The sequence below is a fragment of the Ruegeria sp. CDSA089 genome (assembly GCF_059612205.1).
The window spans coordinates 358733-380578 of the sequence record NZ_JBXWQD010000001.1 but is presented as its reverse complement, the minus strand read 5'-3'; the positions used below and the strand labels follow the sequence as shown (position 1 = coordinate 380578).

The window sequence follows — 21846 nt, the reverse complement described above, 5'->3', positions numbered from 1 at the left end:
GCTGGCTTGCCTGTGGATACAGTCGCACCCTTGCCGCAACGGGCTGGTGCGAAAGAAAACGGGTACAGCAAGATCGGTGGCTCCGATTCCATCTCAGTTCGGCCCTCACATACTGCGTAACGATGCCTGTGTCATCAAAGGATCACAATTCACATCTGATGCAGGCGAAATTTGCTGCAACGACGCCTGTTCAAGTGACAGGCAGGGCAGGGTGTGCTGTCATGACCGGATAGAGACTATCATTTTTTTCGCCGGGATGAATTGAGCCATGTGGCAACACAAACAGGGTCAAAAGAAAGAAACACCCGCAAAACGCCGGTGTCACCGATGCCGTGGCATGGGGCGCGCGCCCTGTCAGATCTGCAATGGCGCAGGCGAAGTGGTCAAAAGCCGCGATGTGTTTGGAAAACCTATAACCAGCCACTGTGATGGCTGCTTCGGCTTGAAGAACATCCGCTGCACCGTCTGCGCAGGCGAGGGCTTTACCTGACCGGTAAAAGAAAAGCCCGGCGAAGGCCGGGCTTTCGGGGTTATTCAGTTGCTGCCGGTTCGGTCAGCTCTTCGGTCGCGGCGGGCTCGGTCGAGCAGCTGGCGACAAGCTCTTCATATTGCTGTGTGATCCAGCCAAGCGCCTCTTCCGGGTTTTGTTCTTCGATCTGGTCGCTGAATTGTTCGAACACTTTGGCCGAGCGGCTTTCATCGACGATCGTATAGGACTGACCGGTCATGACGGTGTCGTAGACAAAGAAGGCAATGGCGACCAGCAGGATGCCACGCGCAATCCCGAAGAAGAAGCCAAGTGCCTGATCCAAACCACCAAGGGCTGAGCGTTGCACCAGCGATGAAAATAGCGGGGTAAAGATGCTGACCACGATCAGAGCCACCGCAAAGACCGCTGCAAAACCAGTGATTACGGACAATTCGCAACTGTCGCGCAGGAAATCTCCGACCACCGGAACTTCTTTGACCAGCGGAACCGCTTGGGGGGCGAAAATAAAGGCCAAAACAGCGGCCGCGACCCAACCTGCAATTGCCAAAATCTCGCGCAATAAACCGCGGGAATAGGCCAGAAGACCCGACACCACGATGATCAGGGCAACCACCCCGTCAATAATTGTAAAACCTTCCATGGCCCTCGCCTGTAGTTTTTTTCAGCCTCTCAAGGCTTTACCTTAACCTGCTCCGAAGGTTTCGCCAACAAACCCTACTAAATCAGAGGGTCGGGTGAGTGTCAGACCTGCCACAGTGCCGGTTTTGCCACCTGCCGGAGCTATAGCTGATGTGAAACCAAGTTTCTGGGCTTCTTTCAACCTGTTTTCGGTTTGGGCAGCGGGTCTCAGAGCCCCGGAAAGAGAGATTTCTCCGAATACGACAGTATCTGCAGGCAGGGCGGTATCCTCGCGCGCACTGAGCAGGGCTGCTGCCACCGCAAGGTCGGCTGCGGGCTCGCTGACCTTCAGGCCTCCGGCGACGTTCAGGTAGACGTCCAAACCGGTGAACGGCACGCCACAGCGCGCTTCGAGCACCGCCAGGATCATGGCCAGTCGCCCGCTATCCCATCCTACAACGGTGCGGCGCGGTTGTGAGTGGGGAGAGGGGGCGACAAGTGCTTGTAACTCAACAAGAACCGGGCGGGTGCCTTCGATCCCAGCAAACACGGCCGAGCCGGGACTGGGCGTGCCGCGTTCGGACAGGAACAGGGCCGAGGGGTTGGTGACTTGTGCCAATCCCTTACCCGTCATCTCGAATACGCCAATCTCGTCGGCGGGGCCAAAACGGTTCTTAACTGCGCGTAGAATACGGAATTGATGTCCGCGTTCGCCTTCAAAATACAGCACCGTGTCGACCATGTGCTCCACGACGCGGGGGCCCGCGATTTGGCCCTCTTTGGTGACATGGCCGACCATGATGATCGAAATGCCGTATCGTTTCGCAAACGTGGTCAATTCATGCGCAGCGGCCCGAACTTGTGACACCGAGCCGGGGGCGCTGTCCACATTGTCGGCCCACATGGTCTGAATCGAGTCGATAATGGCAAGGCCGGGTTTTTCGGCCTCAAGCGTGGTAAGGATGTTGCGCAGGTTTGTTTCTGCCGCCAGTTGCACCGGCGCGTCCTCCAGCCCCAGACGGCGGGCGCGCATCCGTACCTGGGCGCTGGCTTCCTCGCCCGAGACATAGATGGTTTTGACGCCAGCACGAGCAAACCGTGCGGCGGCTTGCAGCAAGAGGGTGGATTTTCCGATGCCTGGATCTCCGCCCACCAGCAGGGCCGAGGCGGGGACAAGGCCACCGCCCAGTACGCGATCCAGTTCCTCGACCCCACACAATGTGCGAGGCGGAGGGGTTTCCTCGGTCGACAAGTCCGTGAGTGCGATGGTCTGGCCCCGCTTGCCGCCGAGGGATTTCTTGGCCGGGCCAGCCGAAAGGGGGGCTTCTTGTACAATCGTGTTCCACTCGCCGCAGCCGTCACAGCGGCCGGACCAGCGGGAATGCGTGGCGCCACAGGCCGAGCATGAAAAAGTCGTCTTTGCCATGCGGCCCTTGGTGCCCGAGGTGGGGCGGTTCTTCAAGCCCTTGCGGGCTTTCATTACCGCCGGTGGCGCGCCACGTCCTCAAGCCCTGCGGGCCATCGTCCGCGGCGGGCGCCCAAGGGCGCCTACTCTGCGGCGCGCGAAGGCGACATGGCGATGACGCTGGATGTCGCCGTTTTGCGATCCTCGACCGGGGCCTGAAGCTGGGTCGAAAGTTCGGGCAGCAGGTCGAACAACTCGTCCCGCAGGCGTGCCAGTTGCGATTTGGCGATGGATTCTTCGATTTCGACATCGCGGGTCCATTGCCGCAGTTCTTGCTGGATGGTTTGAGCGTCACCGATGCGCTGCTGGAATTGTTCGATCTCTTCCTGACGCTGTTGCAGGAAGGTGCGCGCTCGGGCCACGCGTTCATCACTGTAGGTGACGGCCAATTCATGGCTGATCTGACTCATCTGAGCGGCGAGTTCCAGAATTTCGGGCTCCAGCGCTTGCAGGTCGGGATGTTGGCGCAAAAAGGCGATACGTTCTTTGACGGCATCGAACTCGGACGACATCATGAATGTGTCACCCCGATCCGCGGCATGAGCCAGTTGGTAAGCGTAAGTTATGTCCTGCATGTTCATCGCAAACTTGCGATGCGCATTTTCAAGCGCCATCATCCGGCTATTTGCGGGCAGGTAGAAGGCCAGCATGAGAATCAGTGCGGTCAATCCGATCTGTATGAACATGCCCGCATCTGCGGTCGGCGCGGTGCCGAAACCAGCTTGCATGGACAGCCAGGGTAGGACCCCGAGCGCGGATAATGCGGTGGTTGCCACGGCCGCAAGCGCAGCCATGCAGATGAGGAAAAAAGTCAGTCTTAAAAAGGCATTCTGAAATTGCAATGTTATGTTGTGGAGGGCGGCCATGGTTGTCCATCTCCTTCTAGAACCGGAACACACCGGAGCCGAAGCGGAGTAGACTTAACGCATACAGAGTGATCCGCTACGGACCCGAAAACTACAATTTGCTGCTCGAAATATTAAGATGATACTTGGGTAAGTGTTTTCAATCAATTGGCTTTAAGCTTTTCGTGAGGTGGATGTCATCTCTGTAATATGTCCCAACGCCAGCGAGGCCAGAATACAGCCTGTAAACAGGTAAAGACCCCAGGCGGTTTCGATGGTGGCGTAAGAGATGCCCTTGGCCAGTGTGATGTAGAGCGCGATCAGGAAAACATCGGCCATGGCCAGCTTGCCAAGGACGTTGAGCGCGGGCTGGACGCGCGGGTCTAACAGGTTCCATTGGATCAGGGCTGTGCCGATGGTTTTGATGTAGGGCGCGAAGAGGGCGAAGACGGTGACGACCAGCGCGAGGAAGATGTCGGATTTCCAGAGCGACTGCAGCCCGGTGATGACACTGATTTCGCTAAGGCCGAAGATGGGTAGCAGGCCTGCGCGCATCAGAGGGGCAAACCATGCGATGGGGTAGAGGATTAGGAGCGAGAGGGTGGCGAGGCGGAGGGGCATGACTGGGTGTCTTGGCGAGATTAAAAATTCGCTGCGATGTTCTGCTATGCTTAACCGAAATCAGCGCTCACCACAGAGTTATTTTTTGAAGGGAGGAACGATGTCGGGTTTTGTGGCCTACAAGTCAATTGTCGACCCATCGGACTGTGATTTTCTTGGGCACATGAATGTGTCCAAGTATTTTGCAGCCTGTTCGGATTCCGTTTTTGCGCTGCAGGCTGAGTTGGGGCTTACGGCCGACGACATGCGGTCGGGACGAAAGCTGTCCTTTGCGGTGGTCCATGCAGACAGCAATTTTCTTGCGGAATTGAGTGCTGGCGAAGCCATCCAGATGGAAAGCGAGATTCTAGAGGTTGGAACGAAATCTATGACTTTCAGCCACAAACTAGTTCGCGTTGCTGATGGAGAACCTGCATTTACGACCGTTTTCAAATGCGTTTTGCTCAATTTGCAGACTAGGCGCGCCGAAGTCATTCCGCAGGAAATTGTCGAGCGTTCGGCATATTGGATGGCAAAGAACGAAGATTAACGCACCGCCTCAATCGGCCCCTCGGCACTGCCGCTGATGAACTGCTCCACATAAGGATCACCGGATGCGTCCATCTGGCTGACAGGGCCGGTCCACTGAATCACCCCCCCGTGCAGCATGGCGACGTTGTCGGCAATCGCGCGGACGGAACTCATGTCGTGGGTGATGGTCATGGCGGTGGCGCCCATCTCGGTCACGATTTCGCGGATCAGGTCGTTGATGACGCCCGACATGATTGGGTCCAAGCCCGTGGTAGGTTCGTCAAAGAAAATGATCTCGGGCTCGGCGGCGATGGCACGGGCGAGGCCCACGCGTTTTTGCATCCCACCCGACAGCTCAGACGGAAAGCGGTCGGCCACGTCGGATTTCAGACCCACGCGGCGCAGTTTCTCGATGGCGATCTCGCGGGCGTATTCTGGCGGGCGTTTCAGCGGGCCGCGCAGCAGGCGGAAGGCGACGTTTTGCCAGACAGGCAGCGAGTCAAACAGCGCCGCGCCTTGAAACAGCATCCCGAAGCGGGCCAGAAACGCGTCGCGGTCGCCCTTGGTGGCGTCTTTGCCGTCCACGTAGATCATGCCACTGTCGGGTTTGATCAGACCCAGAATACACTTCAGCGCCACGGACTTACCGGTGCCCGAGCCGCCGATGATCACCATTGAGGTGCCCTGGGGGATCTCAAGGTTCATGCCCTGCAGCACGCGGTTGTCGCCAAAGGCCTTGTGTACATTCTCAAGCCGTATCATACCGAAAAGAACACCCCTGTCAGAATGAAGTTGGCGGCCAGGATCATAATGGCTGCAGCCTCGACCGAAGACTTGGTGGCACGCCCGACGCCCTGTGCGCCCCGGCCCGAGTTCATGCCGTAGTAGCAGCCCATCACGGCGGTGATCAGGCCGAAGGCGGCCCCTTTGGTTAGGGACGAGATCACGTCGATCAGCTCAAGAAAATTGACCGTGTTTTGCAGGTAGACGGCGGCGTTGAAGCCAAGGCTTTGCGTTGCGACCACATAGCCGCCGGCGATGCCGATCACGTCGCCCACGGCCACCAGAGCGGGCACGGTGATGATTGCAGCCAATACGCGTGGAGCGGTTAGGTATTTCATTGGATGGGTGGACAGCGTGACCAGCGCGTCGATCTGCTCGGTCACTTTCATTGTCGCGATTTCCGCCGCGATAGACGAGGTGACGCGCGCGGCAATCATCAACCCGCCCAACACCGGGCCCAGTTCGCGCACCATGCCGATGGCGACGATTTGCGGCACCACGGCCTCGGCGTTGAAACGGGCGCCACCGGCGTAGATCTGCAGCGCCAGGGCGCCGCCGGTGAAGATGGCAGTCAGACCGACGACCGGCAGCGACAGCCAGCCGATATTCATCAGCGCCACGACAAATTCGCGCGGGTAATAAGGCGGGCGGAAAATGTGCGAGATCGCATCGACCGTGAAAAGCGACACTTTGCCGAAGTTCGCAAACAGGGACAGGACGACGCGACCCAGCCCGCCCAGCATATACAAAGGGTTCATTCCACGTAGCCTCGGGAATAGCGCGCGCCCAGCGATGTGAGGATTTCATAGCCGATGGTGCCTGCGGCCTCGGCCAGATCATCCACGGTCTGGTGGCCGTTCAGGATGCGCAGGCGTTCAGGGTCTTCGGGCAGGTCGGTGACATCCACGGTGATCAGGTCCATCGAAATGCGCCCAACAACCGGGCAGGGCTGACCGCCTGCAAAGGCGTCGATGCCGCCCCCAATCGCGCGATGCAGCCCGTCGGCATATCCAGCCGCGACGGTGGCGATGCGGGACGGACGACGCGCGGTCCAGCTGTTGCCGTAGCCGACCGTCTCACCTTCGGCCAGTTCACGGACCTGAATGACGGGCAGGTCCGCTGTCACCACGGGTTTCGCCGCAGCAAAGGGCATGCCGCCGTAAAGGCCGACGCCAGCGCGGCAGAGGTCAAAGTGATATTCGGGTCCCAACAATATCCCACCGGTTGCTGCCAAGGAGCGTCGTGCAGTGACACCCTCGGTCATATCGCGGAAATTGCGCAGTTGATAGGTGTTCATTGGGTGGTCGGGCTCATCGGCGCAGGCCAGATGCGACATGATCAGCGCAGGGTTTTGTGCCTCGATCCGTTCGCGCAGTTCAGCCCAATCTGAGCGTTCCAGACCCAGACGGTTCATGCCCGTGTCGAGCTGTATGCCGAAGGCGTGGCCGGGCAGACTTTGTTCGTGGCGCTGGACCTGTTCGGGTGAGTTCAGCATCGGCGTCAGGTCATGGGCCTGCAACAGATCTGCATCGCCCTCCATATGGCCTGAGAACACGCCGATCATCGGACTGGCGCCTACGGCGGCACGGACCTCGGCACCTTCTTCCGCAGCGGCAACAAAAAAGGTGCGCACGCCTTCTTCGGCCAGCGCATCGGAAACGGGGCCAGCCCCAAGCCCATAGGCATCGGCCTTGACCACCGCAGCGGTCTCGGCATTCGTCTTGGCATCCAAGGCGCGCCAGTTATTGGCCAGCGCAAGAAGGTTGATAGTCAAACGTGCGGTACTCATGGCACTGTTCATGACATTGGATCGCGGCAGGTCAAGGGGGTACGCACCGTTTATTGCCCGGTTTGACAGGAAGGTGGACAGGGATTGGCCGCGGATCAGGGAAAAGCGCGCAGGAAATCGCAAAAAATCTCAATCCCATTGAAATTGCCGAACGGCAGTCGCAGGGTTAGGCGAGGAATCATGCTAAACGGTGTTATGCAGCGGGCAAGGGTGAAATTATGAAGCTATCTTCGGGGCTTACCGGGCAAGAGGCCGCAATTCCTGAATTCTACCGCGATGTGTTCGCAGCGTCCGAGGGCGAAGCGGAAGGCGATGCGCTTTTTGCGCTGACGCAAGCCCTAATGGACACCACGCCCCCCGAAGACCTGTTCTGCGTCACTGCTGGCGAGGTTGGTGATCTGAAGGGTTGTATCTTTTTTTCTCGGCTTTTTTACGAAGATGATCCGCGCGACGTGGTTCTGATGTCTCCGGTCGCGGTTCGTACTGACTATCAGGGGCAGGGGATTGGGAGAAAACTGATTGCTTATGGTCTGGACCAGATGCGTCAGGCGGGTTTGGATGTTGTCGTTACCTATGGCGATCCCGCTTACTATAGCAAAGCGGGATTTCAGCCAATGACGATAGAGTTCGCCAGCCCACCCCACGCGCTGAGCATGCCACATGGATGGCAGGGGCAATCGCTGACCAAATCGGACTTGACGCCGCTGGCAGGCTCGTCACGCTGCGTGTCTGCCTTCGATGTGCCAGAGATGTGGTAGGTCAGTAGCCCTCGATCTGGCCGTCCTGCTGCCAAGGTTTGACCAGATTGCCAAAGCGGGTGAACTGCGCCTCGAACGAGAGTTCAACCGTGCCGATGGGGCCGTGGCGCTGCTTGCCGACGATGACCTCGGCCTTGCCATGCAGGCGGTCCATGGCCTGTTTCCACTCTTCCATCTTTTCCAGCTCATGATCGCCGGGCTTTTCGCGCTCTTTGTAGTATTCCTCGCGGAACACGAACATCACCACGTCGGCATCCTGTTCGATCGAGCCCGATTCCCGCAGGTCTGACAGTTGCGGACGCTTGTCGTCGCGGTTTTCCACCTGGCGCGACAGCTGGGAGAGGGCGATGACCGGGATGTTCAGTTCTTTGGCGATGGCCTTCATGCCCATCGAAATCTCGGCAATCTCGTTGACGCGATTGTCGGCCATGCCGCGACACAGCTGCAAATAGTCGATGACCAGCAGGTCCAAACCGTGCGTCCGCTTCAACCGCCGCGCGCGGGCGGCAAGTTGCGAGATCGGCAAAGCCGGGGTGTCGTCGATGAACAGTGGGCAGGCTTCCAACTCTTTCGCCGCGTCTACAAAGCGGCGGAACTCGGCTTCGGTCATGTCGCCCTGACGGATCTTGTGCGAGGAGATTTCCGAGGCTTCGGCCAGAACCCGGCCTGCCAACTGCTCGGCGCTCATCTCCAGCGAGAAGAAACCGACCACTCCGCCGTCAATCGCACCCTCAGACCCATCTGGCTTGGTGCCGCGTTTGTAGGCTTTGGCCACGTTGAACGCGACGTTGGTCGCCAATGAGGTTTTCCCCATCGACGGACGACCGGCCAGAATAATCAGGTCGGACGGGTGCAGGCCCCCAAGCTGTTTGTCCAAGTCGGCCAGACCGGTGGAAATCCCTGCCATGCCACCACCGCGCTGATACGCTTCGTTGGTGACGTTGACGGCTTCTGTGACCGCCTTGAGGAAGGATTGAAATCCCTGTTCGGTCTGGCCCTGCTCGGATAACTGATAAAGCTGTTGCTCGGCCTCGACGATCTGTTCCTTGGGCTCGCTGCTGACATCCACCCGCGCCGCCTTGTCCGAGATATCGCGGCCCAGCCGGATCAACTCGCGCCGGATGGCGAGGTCATAGATCATCTGGGCATAGTCATGCACCGCAAAGGCACTGATCGACGCACCCGCCAGTTTGACCAGATAGGCGGGGCCACCCAGTTCCTTGAGGCCCTCATCCTCGGCCATGAAGGATTTCAGCGTCACGGGCGAGGCCAAAGCATTCTTGGCGATGCGATTGGCCGCCACCTCGTAGATGCGGGCATGGACCGGGTCATAGAAATGCTCGGCCCCAATGATCGAGGCGACGCGATCATAAAGATCGTTATTGGTCAGAATCGCGCCCAAAAGCTGCTGCTCGGCCTCGATGGAATGCGGCATGGTTTCGGCGTTCTGAATCTGCGCCGCCGCCTGCTCGATACTGCTTATCTCGTTCATTTTGTCCCCGCTGCCCGTGCGACAGTTCTAATCAATCCGGCACCCGTTGGGCCATCTGTAAATCTCTGAAGATAAGTCGCGAATAACTCGACTTCAGCTTGGGATAAGTTTGGACAACTTTGCCAAAGAACACCGCGCGGCGCAACATTTAGTGCAGCTTCATCGCGGCAGCACTAGATGCGAGCGCTGAGGGGGCGATTCTTTGCCAAGTTACCCCCAGCTTATGCACAGGCACTTTAGGAGGGTTTGTTCGCTTCCTGCCATCCACGCGGGTCGTTCAGGAAGGCTTCGACACCGTCAAGTGTCTCTGCATCAAAGGCTTTCTGCGCTTTTGCTTCGGCCAAAACATCCCACCAAGTGCACAGGTGATGCAGTTTCACACCGTGATCGCCCAGGGTTTTCTCGGTCTCGGGGAAGATGCCGTAGTAAAAGATCACCGCCGTGTGGCCGCAGGTCGCCCCGGTGTCGCGGATCGCATCCACGAAGGACAGCTTTGATCCGCCGTCGGTGGTCAGATCTTCGACCAGCAGAACGCGCTCACCCTCGGACATTGCACCCTCGATCCGGGCATTGCGGCCATAGCCCTTGGGCTTTTTGCGCACATAGGTCATCGGCAGGGCCATCCGCTCGGCGACCATGGCGGCAAAGGGGATACCTGCGGTTTCACCACCTGCGATGTTGTCGAACGCCTCGAACCCAGCTTCGCGCATCACGGTGACGGTCAGGAAGTCCATCAGGGTCGAGCGGATGCGGGGGTATGAGATCAGCTTGCGGCAGTCGATATAGGTCGGGCTGGGCAGGCCAGAGGCCAGTGTGAACGGCTCGCGCGCGTTGAAGTGGACGGCTTTGATCTCCAGCAGCATGCGCGCGGTCAGGCGGGCGATTTCGGTGCTGTCGGGGTACGAGCTGGGGATCATGATGCAAACCTCTGGGCTGATAACACGTTGCGGGCTGATAGCCCGCCGCAGGGCACAGAGTCGAGGGGGCGGACAAAAGAAAAGCGGACCCGCAAGGGGCCCGCTATGCACATTCAGATTGACGCGCGATCAGCTTGTCATGTCGTAAGCGCGCTCACCATGCACCGACAGATCGAGGCCATTGGTCTCGGTCTCTGCATCCACCCGCAGCGGAGTGATCAGCGCGACCAGTTTGATCAGTACAAAGGTCACAACGACTGTGAACACACCTACAATGACCAGGCCACCCAACTGTGCAGTCCAGGCGCCCAGGCCAAAGACGGCGATCATAAGCGTGCCAAAGATGCCGCCGACGCCATGCACGGCGAATACATCCAGCGTATCGTCGATTTTCAGAACGTTGCGGATGACATTGACGGCTTCCTGACACAACACACCGGCCACGGCACCGATGATCAGCGCCTGAACCGGATCCACATAGCCCGAGGCGGGTGTGATCGAGGCCAAGCCGGCGATCGTACCTGTCACTAGACCGACCATCGAGGCCTTGCCGTACTTAATCCGCTCATACAGCGCCCAAGTCAGGGAGGCAGTCGCGGCCGAGATATGCGTCACGGTCATCGCCATCGCAGCACCGCCGTCAGCGGCCAGTTGCGAACCGCCATTGAAGCCGAACCAGCCAACCCACAGCATCGCGGCACCGATCATGACAAAGCCCGGATTGTGTGGGGGCGTCGTGCGGTTGCGGCGCGGGCCCAGAACCACGGCGATAATCAGCGCGGCCAGACCGGCGGTTTCATGCACCACGATTCCGCCTGCAAAGTCACGCACGCCGACCTCGCCCAAAATGCCGCCATCTGTCAGAATGCCACCACCCCAGATCCAATGCACCACCGGCGCATAGCACAGCAACATCCACAGGCCCGAGAAGGTCAGCACAAAGCCAAAGCCCACGCGCTCGACATAAGCGCCGACGATCAGGGCAGGGGTGATGATGGCAAAGGTCATCTGGAATGCGAAGAAGAGAACCTCGGGCAGCGTGCCCGATAGGCTGTCTGCATCGACACCGTTCAGAAACGCCTTGCCCAGACCGCCCCACAAGCCTGATCCGCCATCGCCGAACGCGATGGAATAGCCTGCGACCAGCCACAGGATGCTCATCAAACAAGCGATCGAGAAACAGTGCATGAACACGCTCAGCACGTTGCGGGCGCGCACGAGGCCGCCATAGAACAGGGCGAGGCCCGGCAATGTCATGAACAGGACCAAGGCGGTTGCCACAATGATCCAGGCTGTATCGGCTCCATTCATCGGCCGGTCTCCTCTTCAACTTGCGTGGCGCGGCTTGAAGCGGATCAGGGACGAGGAAAAAAGAGGCAACATCACAAAATGCAGCCTGTTTTCGGGGCTTTTTGTGAAAAGGTGATTAAATAGGCGGCGATCAGAGCAACATGCCCTATTTTTGAGCAATACTAGAAAGCGCCTGAGAAAGCAGGCCCAGCGCGTGATCTCGAGCCGCGCGCCGGACGTTTTCCCGACCCAACGGACCAAATTCAACTGTCTCAGACCGTGTGTGCAAACCATCGGCGGCAAGGCCGAAGCAGACACGGCCCTCGGGTTTGAACTCGGACCCGCCGGGGCCTGCAATGCCTGTGATCGACACGGCAAGTTGTGCCTGTGAATGATGCAGCGCGCCTTCGGCCATTTCGCGTGCGACCTCTTCCGAGACCGCGCCGTAAGCATCCAGCGTCGCGGCCTGCACGCCCAGCATCTGTTGTTTGGCGGCGTTGGTGTAGGTGACAAAGCCGCGGTCCACTACGGCCGAGCTGCCGGGGATATCAGTCAGAGCAGACGCTACCATGCCACCAGTGCAGCTTTCAGCAGTGGCAATCATCACACCTTGCGCCTTGGCGCGGTCCAGTAACGCGGCGACGATCAAAGTCCCAACACCCCGTGCGCGATCCCGGCCAGGATCAGCACGCCGATGGCGGCAAACACCCCGGCGATCACATCGTCCAGCATCACGCCCATCGCATCTCCCTTGCGATCCGCCCAACCCACCGGGCCGGGTTTGGTGATGTCGAACAGCCGGAACAGCACGAACCCTGCAACCCAGCCGGGCCAGAGGGCGGTTATATCAATACCATGCGCCCACGAGGGGTAGGAAATCGCCCAGAGCGCGATGAACTGGCCTGCGACCTCATCTATGACGATCTCGGACGGGTCGTGGTCGTCTTGCCCTGCAGTCATCACGCGGGTGGCCCAGAGGCCGCCGAAGAACACCGCAAGCGTGGCGATCACCAGCAGGGGAAAGCCGCCCAGTGTATGCAAGACCCACGCCAAGGGCAGGGCGGCGAGCGATCCCCATGTACCGGGCGCAGGGCGTAGATAACCCACGCCACAGACGGTTCCGATCAATTGTGCCGCGTTCATGATTTCACCAGACAGGCTGTAGCCAGTGAAGCAATACCTTCGCTGCGGCCAGTGAAGCCCAGCCGCTCTGATGTGGTCGCCTTGACTGAGATCTGATCGGTCCGCAGCCCCATAATCCGAGCCATCTCGATCCGCATCGCCTGGGCATGGGGGCCGATCTTGGGGTATTCGCAGACCAGTGTGCAATCGATATTCGAGATCGCGTATCCCATCGTCGCGGCCAGTTCGACCGCATGGCGCAGGAAAATCTCGCTGGCGGCCCCTTTCCATTGTGGGTCCGAGGGCGGGAATTGTTGGCCGATATCGCCCTGCGCCAGCGCGCCATAGATCGCATCGGTTACGGCATGCATTCCCACATCAGCGTCCGAATGCCCCTGCAGCCCGCGATCATGCGGCACCTTCACGCCGCAGAGGATTACATGATCCCCGTCGCCAAAGCGATGCACGTCATACCCGTTGCCCAGCCTTACATCCATTTTCGTTCCCAATATGCGTTCCGCCCGGGCAAAATCCTCGGGCCGTGTGATTTTGATATTGTCCGCATCGCCAGGCACGATGGCCACGTCCAAACCTGCGGCCCGAGCAACCTCGACATCATCTGCGGCACTGCCGGAATACGCAGCATGGGCCGCGACGATAGCGTCATAGTGAAAGCCCTGCGGCGTCTGCGCGGCGAACAGGCCGCTGCGGTCTTGTGTGCCGGTGGCGGTTGCGCCATCTCCGGTCCAGAGCGCGTCTGTCATCGCCAATCCGGGGGCTGCTGCAGGGCGAGTTTCCAACGCTTGCAACACGTTGCGAATAATCTGCGTGCTGACACAAGGGCGGGCGACGTCATGGATCAGAACGCGGGTCACATCCAGACCGCTCAGGACGGCCAGCCCATTGCGCACCGATCCCGCGCGATCCGCCCCGCCTGCGGTCAGAATCAGGCCCGACTCGGCGAGCTCTGCCCACGCGTCTTGGTCATCAGGTGATAGAACTAGCGCAATATGATCGACTTGCTCACGAAACCGCTCGATCGTCCAGTCCGCGACGCGGCGTCCGGCTAGAGGCCGCCATTGTTTCGGGATACCCCCTCCGGCGCGCAGGCCGCGTCCTGCGGCAACGATAATGGCGGCGGTGGTCATAAGGAGTGTCTCCGGCAAATTCAGGGCAATGTTTAGGGTGCGGTGAATGCAGAGGCAATCACCCGCGTTAACCCGCCTAAAAATTAAGCATGTGATGATTTTGCGGGCTTTTCAGTTGCCGATTTGTTGTTCATATACGCTCAATTCGATATCTAAGTCGCATCTGCCCAAGGATTAAGCACGTTGACACTGCAACTCGCTGAAAAAGACCTGACCCCTCCGGTTCTGCTGGCCCCGATGGCCGGAATCACCGACCGCCCATTCCGTGATCTGGTGATGCGCTTTGGCGCGGGCATGGTGGTTAGTGAGATGGTCGCCAGTCAGGAAATGGTGCAGGCCAAACCCGGCGTGCGCGAACGGGCCGAGCTGTCGGCCGACGTGGAAAACACCGCCGTTCAACTGGCCGGGCGCGAGGCGCATTGGATGGCCGAGGCCGCCCGGCAGGTCGCTGATCGGGGCGCGCGGGTGATCGACATCAACATGGGGTGTCCCGCCAAAAAGGTAACGAATGGCTATTCCGGCTCGGCGCTGCTGAAAACGCCGGATCATGCGCTGACATTGATCGAGGCGGTGATCGCTGCAGTCGATGTTCCGGTCACGCTGAAAACGCGGTTGGGGTGGAACGACAAGTTACTGAACGCGCCGGACGTCGCGCGGCGCGCGCAGGAGGTAGGCGTGCAAATGGTGACGATCCACGGGCGCACGCGTTGTCAGTTCTACAAAGGGCAGGCGGACTGGCAGGCGATCCGCGCAGTGAAAGAGGCGGTCGATATCCCCGTCATCGCAAACGGGGATATCGTGGATACGGAAACAGCGGGAACCGCGTTGGACCAGTCAGGCGCGGATGGTGTCATGATCGGTCGGGGCGCACAGGGTCAGCCCTGGGTCCTGGCGCAGGTATGCCACGATCTTTATGGCGCGCCCGCACCGGTGGTGCCGCAGGGCGATGACCTGATCGAGATGGTGCGAACGCATTATCAGGCGATGCTGGGCTTTTACGGTACCGATCTGGGTCTGCGCGTCGCGCGCAAGCATCTGGGTTGGTACATGGATCAGGCCGGAACGCCCGCAGCCTTGCGCCGCGCTGTTCTGACTTCTCGCGATACGGATGAGGTGATCCGCCTGCTGGGTGACGCGCTTGGGACGCAAGTGGAGGCGGTTGCATGAATTCGGACCAGAGTATTTGGACTTCGCTTCCGGTACCAGCCTTCATCATTGATGGCGACGATCGGATATCCGACGTCAATTCAGCCGGAGAGGGCTTCCTGAACGCCTCGCGTAAATCGGTGATCGGGCACCCGGTGTGGGATCAGATCGCGGTTGATGCCCCTCTCGAGGAAGCGTTCGATCGGGCGCGGGCACAGGGAACACCCCTGTTCGTGAATGATGTAGATGCGGGATCGGGTAATCGTGCGCCGCTGCAATGCGCGCTACAGATTGCCCCTTTGGTTGGGCATCCGGGGTCGATGATCATGATTATCTCACCGCGCGAGTTGGCGGGACGGATGACGCGGGGCAATACGGTTAAATCGGCGGCGCAGTCGGCGATTGGTATGGCCGAGATGTTGGCGCATGAGATCAAGAACCCGCTGGCCGGCATCACCGGCGCTGCGCAATTGCTGAGCATGAATATCTCTCAGCAAGACCTTGAGTTAACAGATCTTATCGTTGCCGAGAGCCGTCGAATTGTAAAGCTGCTGGAACAGGTCGAGCAATTCGGAAACCTGTCGGAGCCCGACTTCAAACCTGTCAATATCCACGACGTTCTGGACCGCGCGCGACGCTCTGCGTTGCTGGGGTTCGGCGCGCATATGAAGATTATCGAGGACTACGATCCCTCGTTGCCTTTGGCCTATGGCGACCCCGATCAATTTCTACAAGTCATTCTGAACCTGTTGAAGAATGCTTCGGAAGCAGCTGATTCCAAAGGCGGAACCATTCGTCTGCGGACGTATTTCGAACATTCCTTCCGCCTGCGGCGCAGCGATGGCTCGGGCCATTCGTTGCCCCTGCAGGTTGAGATCATCGACGATGGTCCGGGCCTGCCCGAGAAAATCCGTAGCGATATTTTCGACCCTTTCGTGTCGGGCAAGGAAAACGGCACCGGCCTCGGGCTGGCGCTGGTGAGCAAGATCATCTCGGACCATGACGGCTGGATTTCCGCCGACTCGGTGCCGGGCCGCACGGTGTTTCGTATCTCGCTGAGGCGGGCACCGAAGGATGCAACGTAGGACAAAGCCGACAAGAGCTTAAGGAGAGCACCCAATGGATGGAACAGTACTGGTCGCAGATGACGACCGCACGATCCGCACCGTTTTGACACAGGCCCTGACGCGGGCGGGGTGCAAGGTGCACGCGACCTCTTCGTTGACCACGCTGATGCGCTGGGTTGGCGAAGGGAAAGGCGATGTGGTGATCTCAGATGTCGTTATGCCGGATGGCAATGGCCTGGAGATGCTGCCCAAGATCGCGCAGGACCGACCCGGCCTGCCTGTCATCGTGATCTCGGCCCAGAACACGATCATGACGGCGATTCAGGCGGCCGAGGCCGATGCCTATGATTATCTGCCCAAGCCGTTTGACCTGCCTGATCTGATGAAACGGACCGCGCGGGCGCTGGAGCAGAAACAGCGCGTGCAAACCGACGCCAGCGAACCGGCGCAGGACCGCCCAGAAGAACTCCCTCTGGTCGGACGGACGCCGGTGATGCAGGCGCTGTACCGGTTGGTCGCACGGGTGATGAACACTGATCTTTCGGTGATGATATCTGGTGAAAGTGGAACAGGTAAATCATTGATTGCACGGGCTATTCATGATTTCTCAGACCGCCGCACATTGCCCTTTGTCACGGCAACAGCCGCTGATTTGCGCGATCTGGAAGGTCCTGCACGGGTGATGGCGCGGGTTCGAGGTGGGACGTTGCTGATCGACGAGATTGCCGATATCGAGGATGAACTGCAGGCTCGCATCGTCCGCATGATGGACACGCCCGGCGACCACGTCCCACGCTTTATGGCCACCAGCCAGTCGGACCTGACTGACGCGATGGAGAGCGGACGCGTGCGTCAGGACCTGTATTACCGTCTGTGCGGCGCTACAATCCACGTGCCTGCGCTGCGCGAACGTGTGGATGACATCACCCTTTTGGCCGACCACTTTCTGGCGCGGGAAGAGCGCGAACACGGCACCAAACGCTGGCTCAGCCCGGATGCGGTAGAGCTGGTGCGGCGCTATTCGTGGCCGGGAAATGTGCGACAGTTGGAAAACGCGATCCGTCGCCTCAGCCTGACCAGCCGCGCCGACGAAATCTCGAAATCCGAGGTCGAGGCGGTTCTGGGCAGCCAGCCCGAAGCCGAACCTGTTCTGGGCGATGGTGAGCGCGAGAAACTGTCGACTTCGGTCGCGCGTCACTTGCGGCGGTATTTCGACTTGCACGGCAATATTCTGCCGCCGCCGGGCCTGTATCAACGCATCCTGCGCGAGGTAGAGGCCCCTCTGATCGAGTTGGCCCTGGATGCAACCGGCGGAAATCAGGCAAAATGTGCTGATCTTCTGGGGATTAACCGGAATACGCTGCGGAAAAAGATCACAGACCTCGATATTCAGGTGACACGCCGCCGCAAACTGATGTAATATCGCCACACAAAGCGTGGCATTCGGGTTCAACCCCGACAAGGACCACGAAATATGGCGGTTTGCCGTGAAAACGGCGCATCAGGATGAGGGCAGACGGTGGCATCCCGAGCACAGAGCGGGCTGATCCTATCGATTAATCGGTGGCGGAAATCCCGAAAGCTGCGCAATATTAGCACCTTGGGTCTGGTTCTTCTGGGCCCGGTTCTGGCGTTGGTGACCTATCTGGTCATCGGTCCCTTTGACTTGGGCACAACCGCGCCGTCGCTGCGCCTGATTCTGCTGGCAGATCTGGTCTATGTGCTGGTGGTTGCTGCGCTGGTTCTCAGCCAATTGGGCAGTTTGATCGCCGCGCGCCGGGCGAAATCGGCCGGATCGCGTCTGCACCTGCGTTTGATTGGTGCCTTTACCCTGCTCGCACTGGTGCCGACAGTGACGGTGGCGATTTTCGCTGGCCTGACGGTAAATATCGGTCTCGAGGGCTGGTTCTCGGACCGGGTGAGGCAGGTTGTTGGCTCATCCCTGACCGCCGCCGAAGCCTATGAGCAGGAGCACCGCGAAGGTTTGCGGCAGGACGCGACGGTTCTGGCGCTGTACCTCAACAATGCGCGCGCGGTGGATTTTTATATCTCGGACGCGGAATTGCGCGCGGTTCTTGCGCAAGGACAATCGCAAATTCAGCGCGGGCTGCGTGAGGCTTATGTCATTGACGGAGCAGGGGAAATAAAGTCGCGCGGCGACCGGTCATACCTGTTCAACTATGAGGCACCGACGCCCGAGCAGATCGTAGAGGCCTCTGACACAGGCCTTCTGATCATCGACGATTGGCAAAACAGCGAATTCCGGGCGCTTGTGCCGCTACGCGCCTATCTGGACCGGTATCTCTATGTCAGCCGCGAGGTGGATGGTCAGTTGTTGACGCTGCTGGATGACACCAAGGAAACGGTGCAGTTCTATCAACAGCTTGAAAGCGAACGGGGCAGGGTACTGTTTGAATTTGGTCTGCTCTATCTGGGATTTGCGGTCATTTTGATCTTGGCGGCGATGTCGCTGGGTATGTGGTTTGCCGAGCGCCTGTCGCGTCCCGTCGGACGGCTTACTACAGCGGCGCAACGTGTGGGGGCCGGTGATCTGAGCGTTCAAGTCATCGAAGAAGCCAGCGACGATGAGATTGCCATATTGGGACGTTATTTCAACCAGATGACGCGGCAACTTAATGCACAGCGCGACACTCTGCTAGAAAATACCCGCCAGATCGAACGTCGTCGTCGGTTGTTCGATTCGGTGCTCAGTTCGGTCACGTCGGGCGTTGTTGGTGTCGATCCCGATGGGTGCGTTACACTGGTGAACCGTTCGGCGGAACGATTGTTGGACTGGTCGCGCGGGGACGAAACGCTGGCGATTGGCATAGCGGTGCCCGAGTTTCTGCCCTTGTTCGAAAGCCTTAAGGAAAGCGGGCAGGAAGCCGTTCAGGGTGAGGTCAAGGTGACGCGCAAGGGCCGTCTTGAAAACCTGCTGGTGCGGATGGCAACCCGACGGGGTGAGGATGGCGGGCTGGAAGGCTATGTTGTCGCCTTTGATGACGTGACCGATCTGGTTAGCGCGCAGCGGATGGCCGCGTGGGGCGATGTGGCGCGACGCATTGCGCATGAGATCAAGAACCCGCTGACCCCGATCCAACTGAGCGCCGAACGGATCAAACGCAAATTCTCGCGCAAGCTGGATGAAGAGGATTGCGATAGCCTTGTATCCATGACCGATGTGATCGTGCGGCAGACCAATGATCTGCGGCGGATCGTGGACGAATTCTCAAAATTCGCACGGATGCCCGAGCCCGACCGGCGTGAGGAAAACGTTGTCGATCTGGTACGCGAGGCGGTTTTGTTGCAGCAATCAGGGCAGCCCGATGTCGAGATCACGGCGCAATTGCCGGATGATCCGATCCCAGCTGATCTGGATGCGACGATGTTGAACCAGGCACTGACGAACCTGATCAAGAATGCCGGGGAAGCCATAGAAACCCTTAAACAAAAAGGCCCCCCCGAGAACCTGAAGCCACAAATCAAAGTGGACGTAGAAAGCGATGACGCGGGTACCGTCATCACAATTGCAGACAACGGCATTGGCCTGCCCGAAGATCGGGCGCGCCTGTTCGAGCCGTATGTGACAACGCGGGATGCTGGGACAGGTTTGGGCCTGCCCATCGTCAAAAAGATTATCGAAGAACATGGCGGCGCGCTGACTTTGGAAGACGCGCCGGTCTTCGACGGACAGGACCATTTTGGCGCGATGGCCGTGATCCGTTTACCAGCGGGTAATTTTTCCCCGTCTGACGCGCCCCAAAAGCAGGCAATTCAAACAAACAAACTGAAAGCAGGCCAAAGATGAGCGACATTCTGATCGTAGATGACGAACGCGATATTCGCGAACTGGTGTCCGACATTCTGGAGGACGAGGGCTATACGACCCGCTTGGCGGGCAACTCGGATGAGTGCATGGCCCAGATCAACTCGGAACCGCCGGGGCTGTTGATTCTGGATATCTGGCTGAAGGACAGCCGGATGGACGGGATCGATATTTTGAAAGCCGTCAAACGTGACAACCCGGATGTGCCGGTGGTGATTATTTCCGGCCACGGCAACATCGAAATTGCGGTCGCGGCGATCAAGCAGGGGGCTTATGACTTTATCGAAAAACCCTTCAATATTGACCAGTTGATGGTGGTCATCCGCCGCGCAATGGAAACATCGCGTCTACGCCGCGAGAATGCCTTGCTCAAGCGCAAAGAGGTGACAAATTCCGACATGATCGGCAAATCCGCCTCGTTCCGAGCGATGCAGGGGCAGTTGGACAAGGTCACAAAATCGAACGGCCGCGTTATGCTGAGCGGCCCGGCAGGGTCGGGCAAAGAGATCGCGGCGCGCTATATCCACGCGCATTCAAACCGTGCCAACGCGCCCTTCGTGACCGTAAACTGCGCCGGGATCGAACCCGAGCGCGTGGAAGAAGTTCTGTTTGGCCGCGAATCCTCGGACCGGGGGGTGGAATCAGGTCTGTTGGAAGAGGCGCATGGCGGTGTGGTCTATTTCGACGAGGTCGCGGATATGCCGTTGGGCACGCAATCCAAAATCCTGCGCGTGCTGGTCGACCAGCAATTCCAACGTGTCGGCGGGTCGGACAAGGTTCGGGTGGATTTGCGCGTGATCTCATCCACCAACAAGGATCTGGATGCCGAGATTGCCGCTGATCGCTTCCGCGAGGAACTGTATCACCGGCTGAATGTGGTGCCGATCGACGTGCCCTCGCTTGAGGATCGGCGCGAAGATATTCCGGTTTTGGCCCAGCATTTCATCGAGATGTGCAACGAAACGCAGGGCCTGCCGGTTCGCGAGATTTCCGAAGAAGCGGTGGCCTTGCTGCAGACCATGACATGGCCGGGTAATGTGCGTCAGTTGAAAAACCTGATCGAACGGGTGCTGATCCTGGGCGACGGCACGGGGCCGATCGAGGCTAAGGAGCTGCCGACCGAGGATGAAAAGGCCGACGATTCCGGCCGCGTTGTCCTGTCTGGCGCGCTGGCGACCTTGCCGTTGCGCGAAGCCCGCGAGGCGTTCGAGCGGGAATACCTGCTGACCCAGATCAACCGCTTTGGCGGCAATATCAGCCGCACCGCCAGCTTTGTTGGGATGGAGCGCAGCGCGCTGCACCGCAAGCTGAAATCACTGGGCGTGGTGACGTCGAACAAATCGGGCGCAAGGGTGGCGCAACTGGACGAACCGGAGCCGGCGGAATAATCCGCCGGTCCTTCACCCCGTCTGGCCGGGTGTGATGATCTGAAACGATCCGTCGTCGAATTTAACAAAGCAGGACTCGGTTCCGATCGGCGGAAATTGGGTCGTGCGTGCGGGTGGTACACTGGCTTTTATCCGTTGCTTGCACGGTGGCAGGCTGATCGGGCGATACCCTTTGGCCGCCATGCACTGTGCTTCAACACGGTCGCGTAGGCCTTTATTGACGTCCACGGTGTAGATCTGCCCAGGCTGCCACCATCCCGCTGTGCGATAACAATTGCCGCGCCCGTCGCAGCGGGTACGGCCCGGCCAATAGGTGGGGGGGCCTTGACGCACCTGGGTCGCCACCGGAGCGTCATCCAGTGCCTGAACCTGACATTGTGTAGTCTCGGTCTGCACACGCGAAACGCTTGCGCCTTCTTGGTAATACATCGAAAGCGGACCGCATGAGGTCAACGCAAAGACAGGTATCAGGAAACGGGCAACTGTTTTCATAGGCTTATCTTGCCCTCGGCAGGCGGAAATGACAATTCGATTGACCGTTTTGGGGCCATCTGTCATTCAATCCTTTCAG

At 59.2% G+C, this 21846-nt stretch carries 21 protein-coding genes; 7 read left to right on the top strand and 14 right to left on the bottom strand.

Annotated features, from left to right (window positions below):
• Nucleotides 1–530: 530 nt before the first annotated feature.
• The 4 genes from AC2FJ6_RS01885 to AC2FJ6_RS01870 all read right to left on the bottom strand — a co-directional run bounded on the left by AC2FJ6_RS01885 (nt 531) and on the right by AC2FJ6_RS01870 (nt 4039).
• On the bottom strand, nt 531–1130 hold the full coding sequence (locus AC2FJ6_RS01885; RefSeq protein ID WP_170774362.1) for a CvpA family protein: 600 nt from the start codon (nt 1128–1130) through the stop codon (nt 531–533).
• Nucleotides 1131–1172: 42 nt separating this feature from the next.
• Entirely contained in the window at nt 1173–2534 is a 1362-nt protein-coding gene (gene radA / locus AC2FJ6_RS01880; RefSeq protein WP_170782977.1) for a DNA repair protein RadA, read from the bottom strand.
• Between the two features lie 122 nt (nt 2535–2656).
• The gene (locus tag AC2FJ6_RS01875; RefSeq protein ID WP_170774360.1) at nt 2657–3439 is read right to left on the bottom strand and encodes a GumC domain-containing protein; all 783 of its coding nucleotides are present in this window, start codon (nt 3437–3439) and stop codon (nt 2657–2659) included.
• A 153-nt stretch (nt 3440–3592) separates the two neighbouring features.
• Nucleotides 3593–4039 carry a paraquat-inducible protein A gene (locus AC2FJ6_RS01870; protein ID WP_170774358.1) on the bottom strand — a complete coding sequence of 149 codons (447 nt, stop codon included), beginning with the start codon at nt 4037–4039 and terminating at the stop codon, nt 3593–3595.
• A gap of 100 nt (nt 4040–4139) precedes the next feature.
• Here AC2FJ6_RS01870 and AC2FJ6_RS01865 point away from each other — a divergent pair, with 100 nt between their 5' ends.
• A complete protein-coding gene (locus AC2FJ6_RS01865; protein ID WP_170774357.1) occupies nt 4140–4568 on the top strand; it encodes an acyl-CoA thioesterase in 429 nt (142 codons plus the stop codon).
• On the opposite strand, the gene AC2FJ6_RS01860 is transcribed toward AC2FJ6_RS01865, so the two are convergent.
• The 3 genes from AC2FJ6_RS01860 to alr are packed head-to-tail and all read right to left on the bottom strand — an operon-like array spanning nt 4565 to nt 7121.
• Nucleotides 4565–5311 carry an ABC transporter ATP-binding protein gene (locus AC2FJ6_RS01860; RefSeq protein WP_170774349.1) on the bottom strand — a complete coding sequence of 249 codons (747 nt, stop codon included), beginning with the start codon at nt 5309–5311 and terminating at the stop codon, nt 4565–4567. The two genes, AC2FJ6_RS01865 and AC2FJ6_RS01860, sit on opposite strands and share 4 nt — an antisense overlap.
• Complete coding sequence (locus AC2FJ6_RS01855) at nt 5308–6090, bottom strand: MlaE family ABC transporter permease (protein ID WP_170774347.1); 783 nt, start codon at nt 6088–6090, stop codon at nt 5308–5310. The genes AC2FJ6_RS01860 and AC2FJ6_RS01855 overlap by 4 nt, the downstream gene beginning before the upstream one ends.
• Complete coding sequence (gene alr, locus AC2FJ6_RS01850; protein ID WP_170774345.1) at nt 6087–7121, bottom strand: alanine racemase; 1035 nt, start codon at nt 7119–7121, stop codon at nt 6087–6089. The genes AC2FJ6_RS01855 and alr overlap by 4 nt, the downstream gene beginning before the upstream one ends.
• Nucleotides 7122–7339: 218 nt before the next feature.
• On the opposite strand from alr, the gene AC2FJ6_RS01845 reads away from it, so the two are divergent.
• The gene (locus AC2FJ6_RS01845; RefSeq protein ID WP_170774343.1) at nt 7340–7879 is read left to right on the top strand and encodes a GNAT family N-acetyltransferase; all 540 of its coding nucleotides are present in this window, start codon (nt 7340–7342) and stop codon (nt 7877–7879) included.
• A gap of 1 nt (nt 7880) precedes the next feature.
• Here AC2FJ6_RS01845 and AC2FJ6_RS01840 read toward each other — a convergent pair whose 3' ends face one another.
• The 6 genes from AC2FJ6_RS01840 to AC2FJ6_RS01815 form a co-directional block, all read right to left on the bottom strand.
• Nucleotides 7881–9371 carry a replicative DNA helicase gene (locus AC2FJ6_RS01840; protein ID WP_170774341.1) on the bottom strand — a complete coding sequence of 497 codons (1491 nt, stop codon included), beginning with the start codon at nt 9369–9371 and terminating at the stop codon, nt 7881–7883.
• Nucleotides 9372–9607: 236 nt separating this feature from the next.
• Nucleotides 9608–10288 (bottom strand): orotate phosphoribosyltransferase, encoded by a 681-nt coding sequence (locus AC2FJ6_RS01835; protein ID WP_170774339.1) that lies wholly within the window; start codon nt 10286–10288, stop codon nt 9608–9610.
• A gap of 129 nt (nt 10289–10417) precedes the next feature.
• Entirely contained in the window at nt 10418–11599 is a 1182-nt protein-coding gene (locus AC2FJ6_RS01830; protein ID WP_170774337.1) for an ammonium transporter, read from the bottom strand.
• A 145-nt stretch (nt 11600–11744) separates the two neighbouring features.
• A complete protein-coding gene (locus tag AC2FJ6_RS01825; RefSeq protein ID WP_170774335.1) occupies nt 11745–12227 on the bottom strand; it encodes a CinA family protein in 483 nt (160 codons plus the stop codon).
• Nucleotides 12224–12721 carry a phosphatidylglycerophosphatase A family protein gene (locus tag AC2FJ6_RS01820; RefSeq protein ID WP_170774333.1) on the bottom strand — a complete coding sequence of 166 codons (498 nt, stop codon included), beginning with the start codon at nt 12719–12721 and terminating at the stop codon, nt 12224–12226. The genes AC2FJ6_RS01825 and AC2FJ6_RS01820 overlap by 4 nt, the downstream gene beginning before the upstream one ends.
• Nucleotides 12718–13848, bottom strand: a complete 1131-nt coding sequence (locus tag AC2FJ6_RS01815) for a bifunctional 2-C-methyl-D-erythritol 4-phosphate cytidylyltransferase/2-C-methyl-D-erythritol 2,4-cyclodiphosphate synthase (protein ID WP_170774331.1) — start codon at nt 13846–13848, stop codon at nt 12718–12720. Before AC2FJ6_RS01815 ends, AC2FJ6_RS01820 begins: the two co-directional genes overlap by 4 nt.
• A gap of 183 nt (nt 13849–14031) precedes the next feature.
• On the opposite strand from AC2FJ6_RS01815, the gene dusB reads away from it, so the two are divergent.
• The 5 genes from dusB (at nt 14032) to ntrX (ending at nt 21275) form a co-directional block, all read left to right on the top strand.
• Nucleotides 14032–15015 carry a tRNA dihydrouridine synthase DusB gene (gene dusB / locus AC2FJ6_RS01810; protein WP_170774329.1) on the top strand — a complete coding sequence of 328 codons (984 nt, stop codon included), beginning with the start codon at nt 14032–14034 and terminating at the stop codon, nt 15013–15015.
• Nucleotides 15012–16079 (top strand): two-component system sensor histidine kinase NtrB, encoded by a 1068-nt coding sequence (locus tag AC2FJ6_RS01805; protein ID WP_496668287.1) that lies wholly within the window; start codon nt 15012–15014, stop codon nt 16077–16079. Before dusB ends, AC2FJ6_RS01805 begins: the two co-directional genes overlap by 4 nt.
• Nucleotides 16080–16113: 34 nt before the next feature.
• Nucleotides 16114–17481 carry a response regulator gene (locus AC2FJ6_RS01800; RefSeq protein ID WP_170774324.1) on the top strand — a complete coding sequence of 456 codons (1368 nt, stop codon included), beginning with the start codon at nt 16114–16116 and terminating at the stop codon, nt 17479–17481.
• A 99-nt stretch (nt 17482–17580) separates the two neighbouring features.
• Entirely contained in the window at nt 17581–19869 is a 2289-nt protein-coding gene (locus AC2FJ6_RS01795; RefSeq protein ID WP_170774322.1) for a sensor histidine kinase NtrY-like, read from the top strand.
• The gene (gene ntrX, locus AC2FJ6_RS01790) at nt 19866–21275 is read left to right on the top strand and encodes a nitrogen assimilation response regulator NtrX (RefSeq protein WP_170774320.1); all 1410 of its coding nucleotides are present in this window, start codon (nt 19866–19868) and stop codon (nt 21273–21275) included. Before AC2FJ6_RS01795 ends, ntrX begins: the two co-directional genes overlap by 4 nt.
• 12 nt (nt 21276–21287) lie before the next feature.
• Here the strand turns inward: ntrX and AC2FJ6_RS01785 are convergent, their stop codons facing one another.
• Nucleotides 21288–21767 (bottom strand): hypothetical protein, encoded by a 480-nt coding sequence (locus AC2FJ6_RS01785; protein WP_170774318.1) that lies wholly within the window; start codon nt 21765–21767, stop codon nt 21288–21290.
• Between the last annotated feature and the right edge of the window lie 79 nt (nt 21768–21846).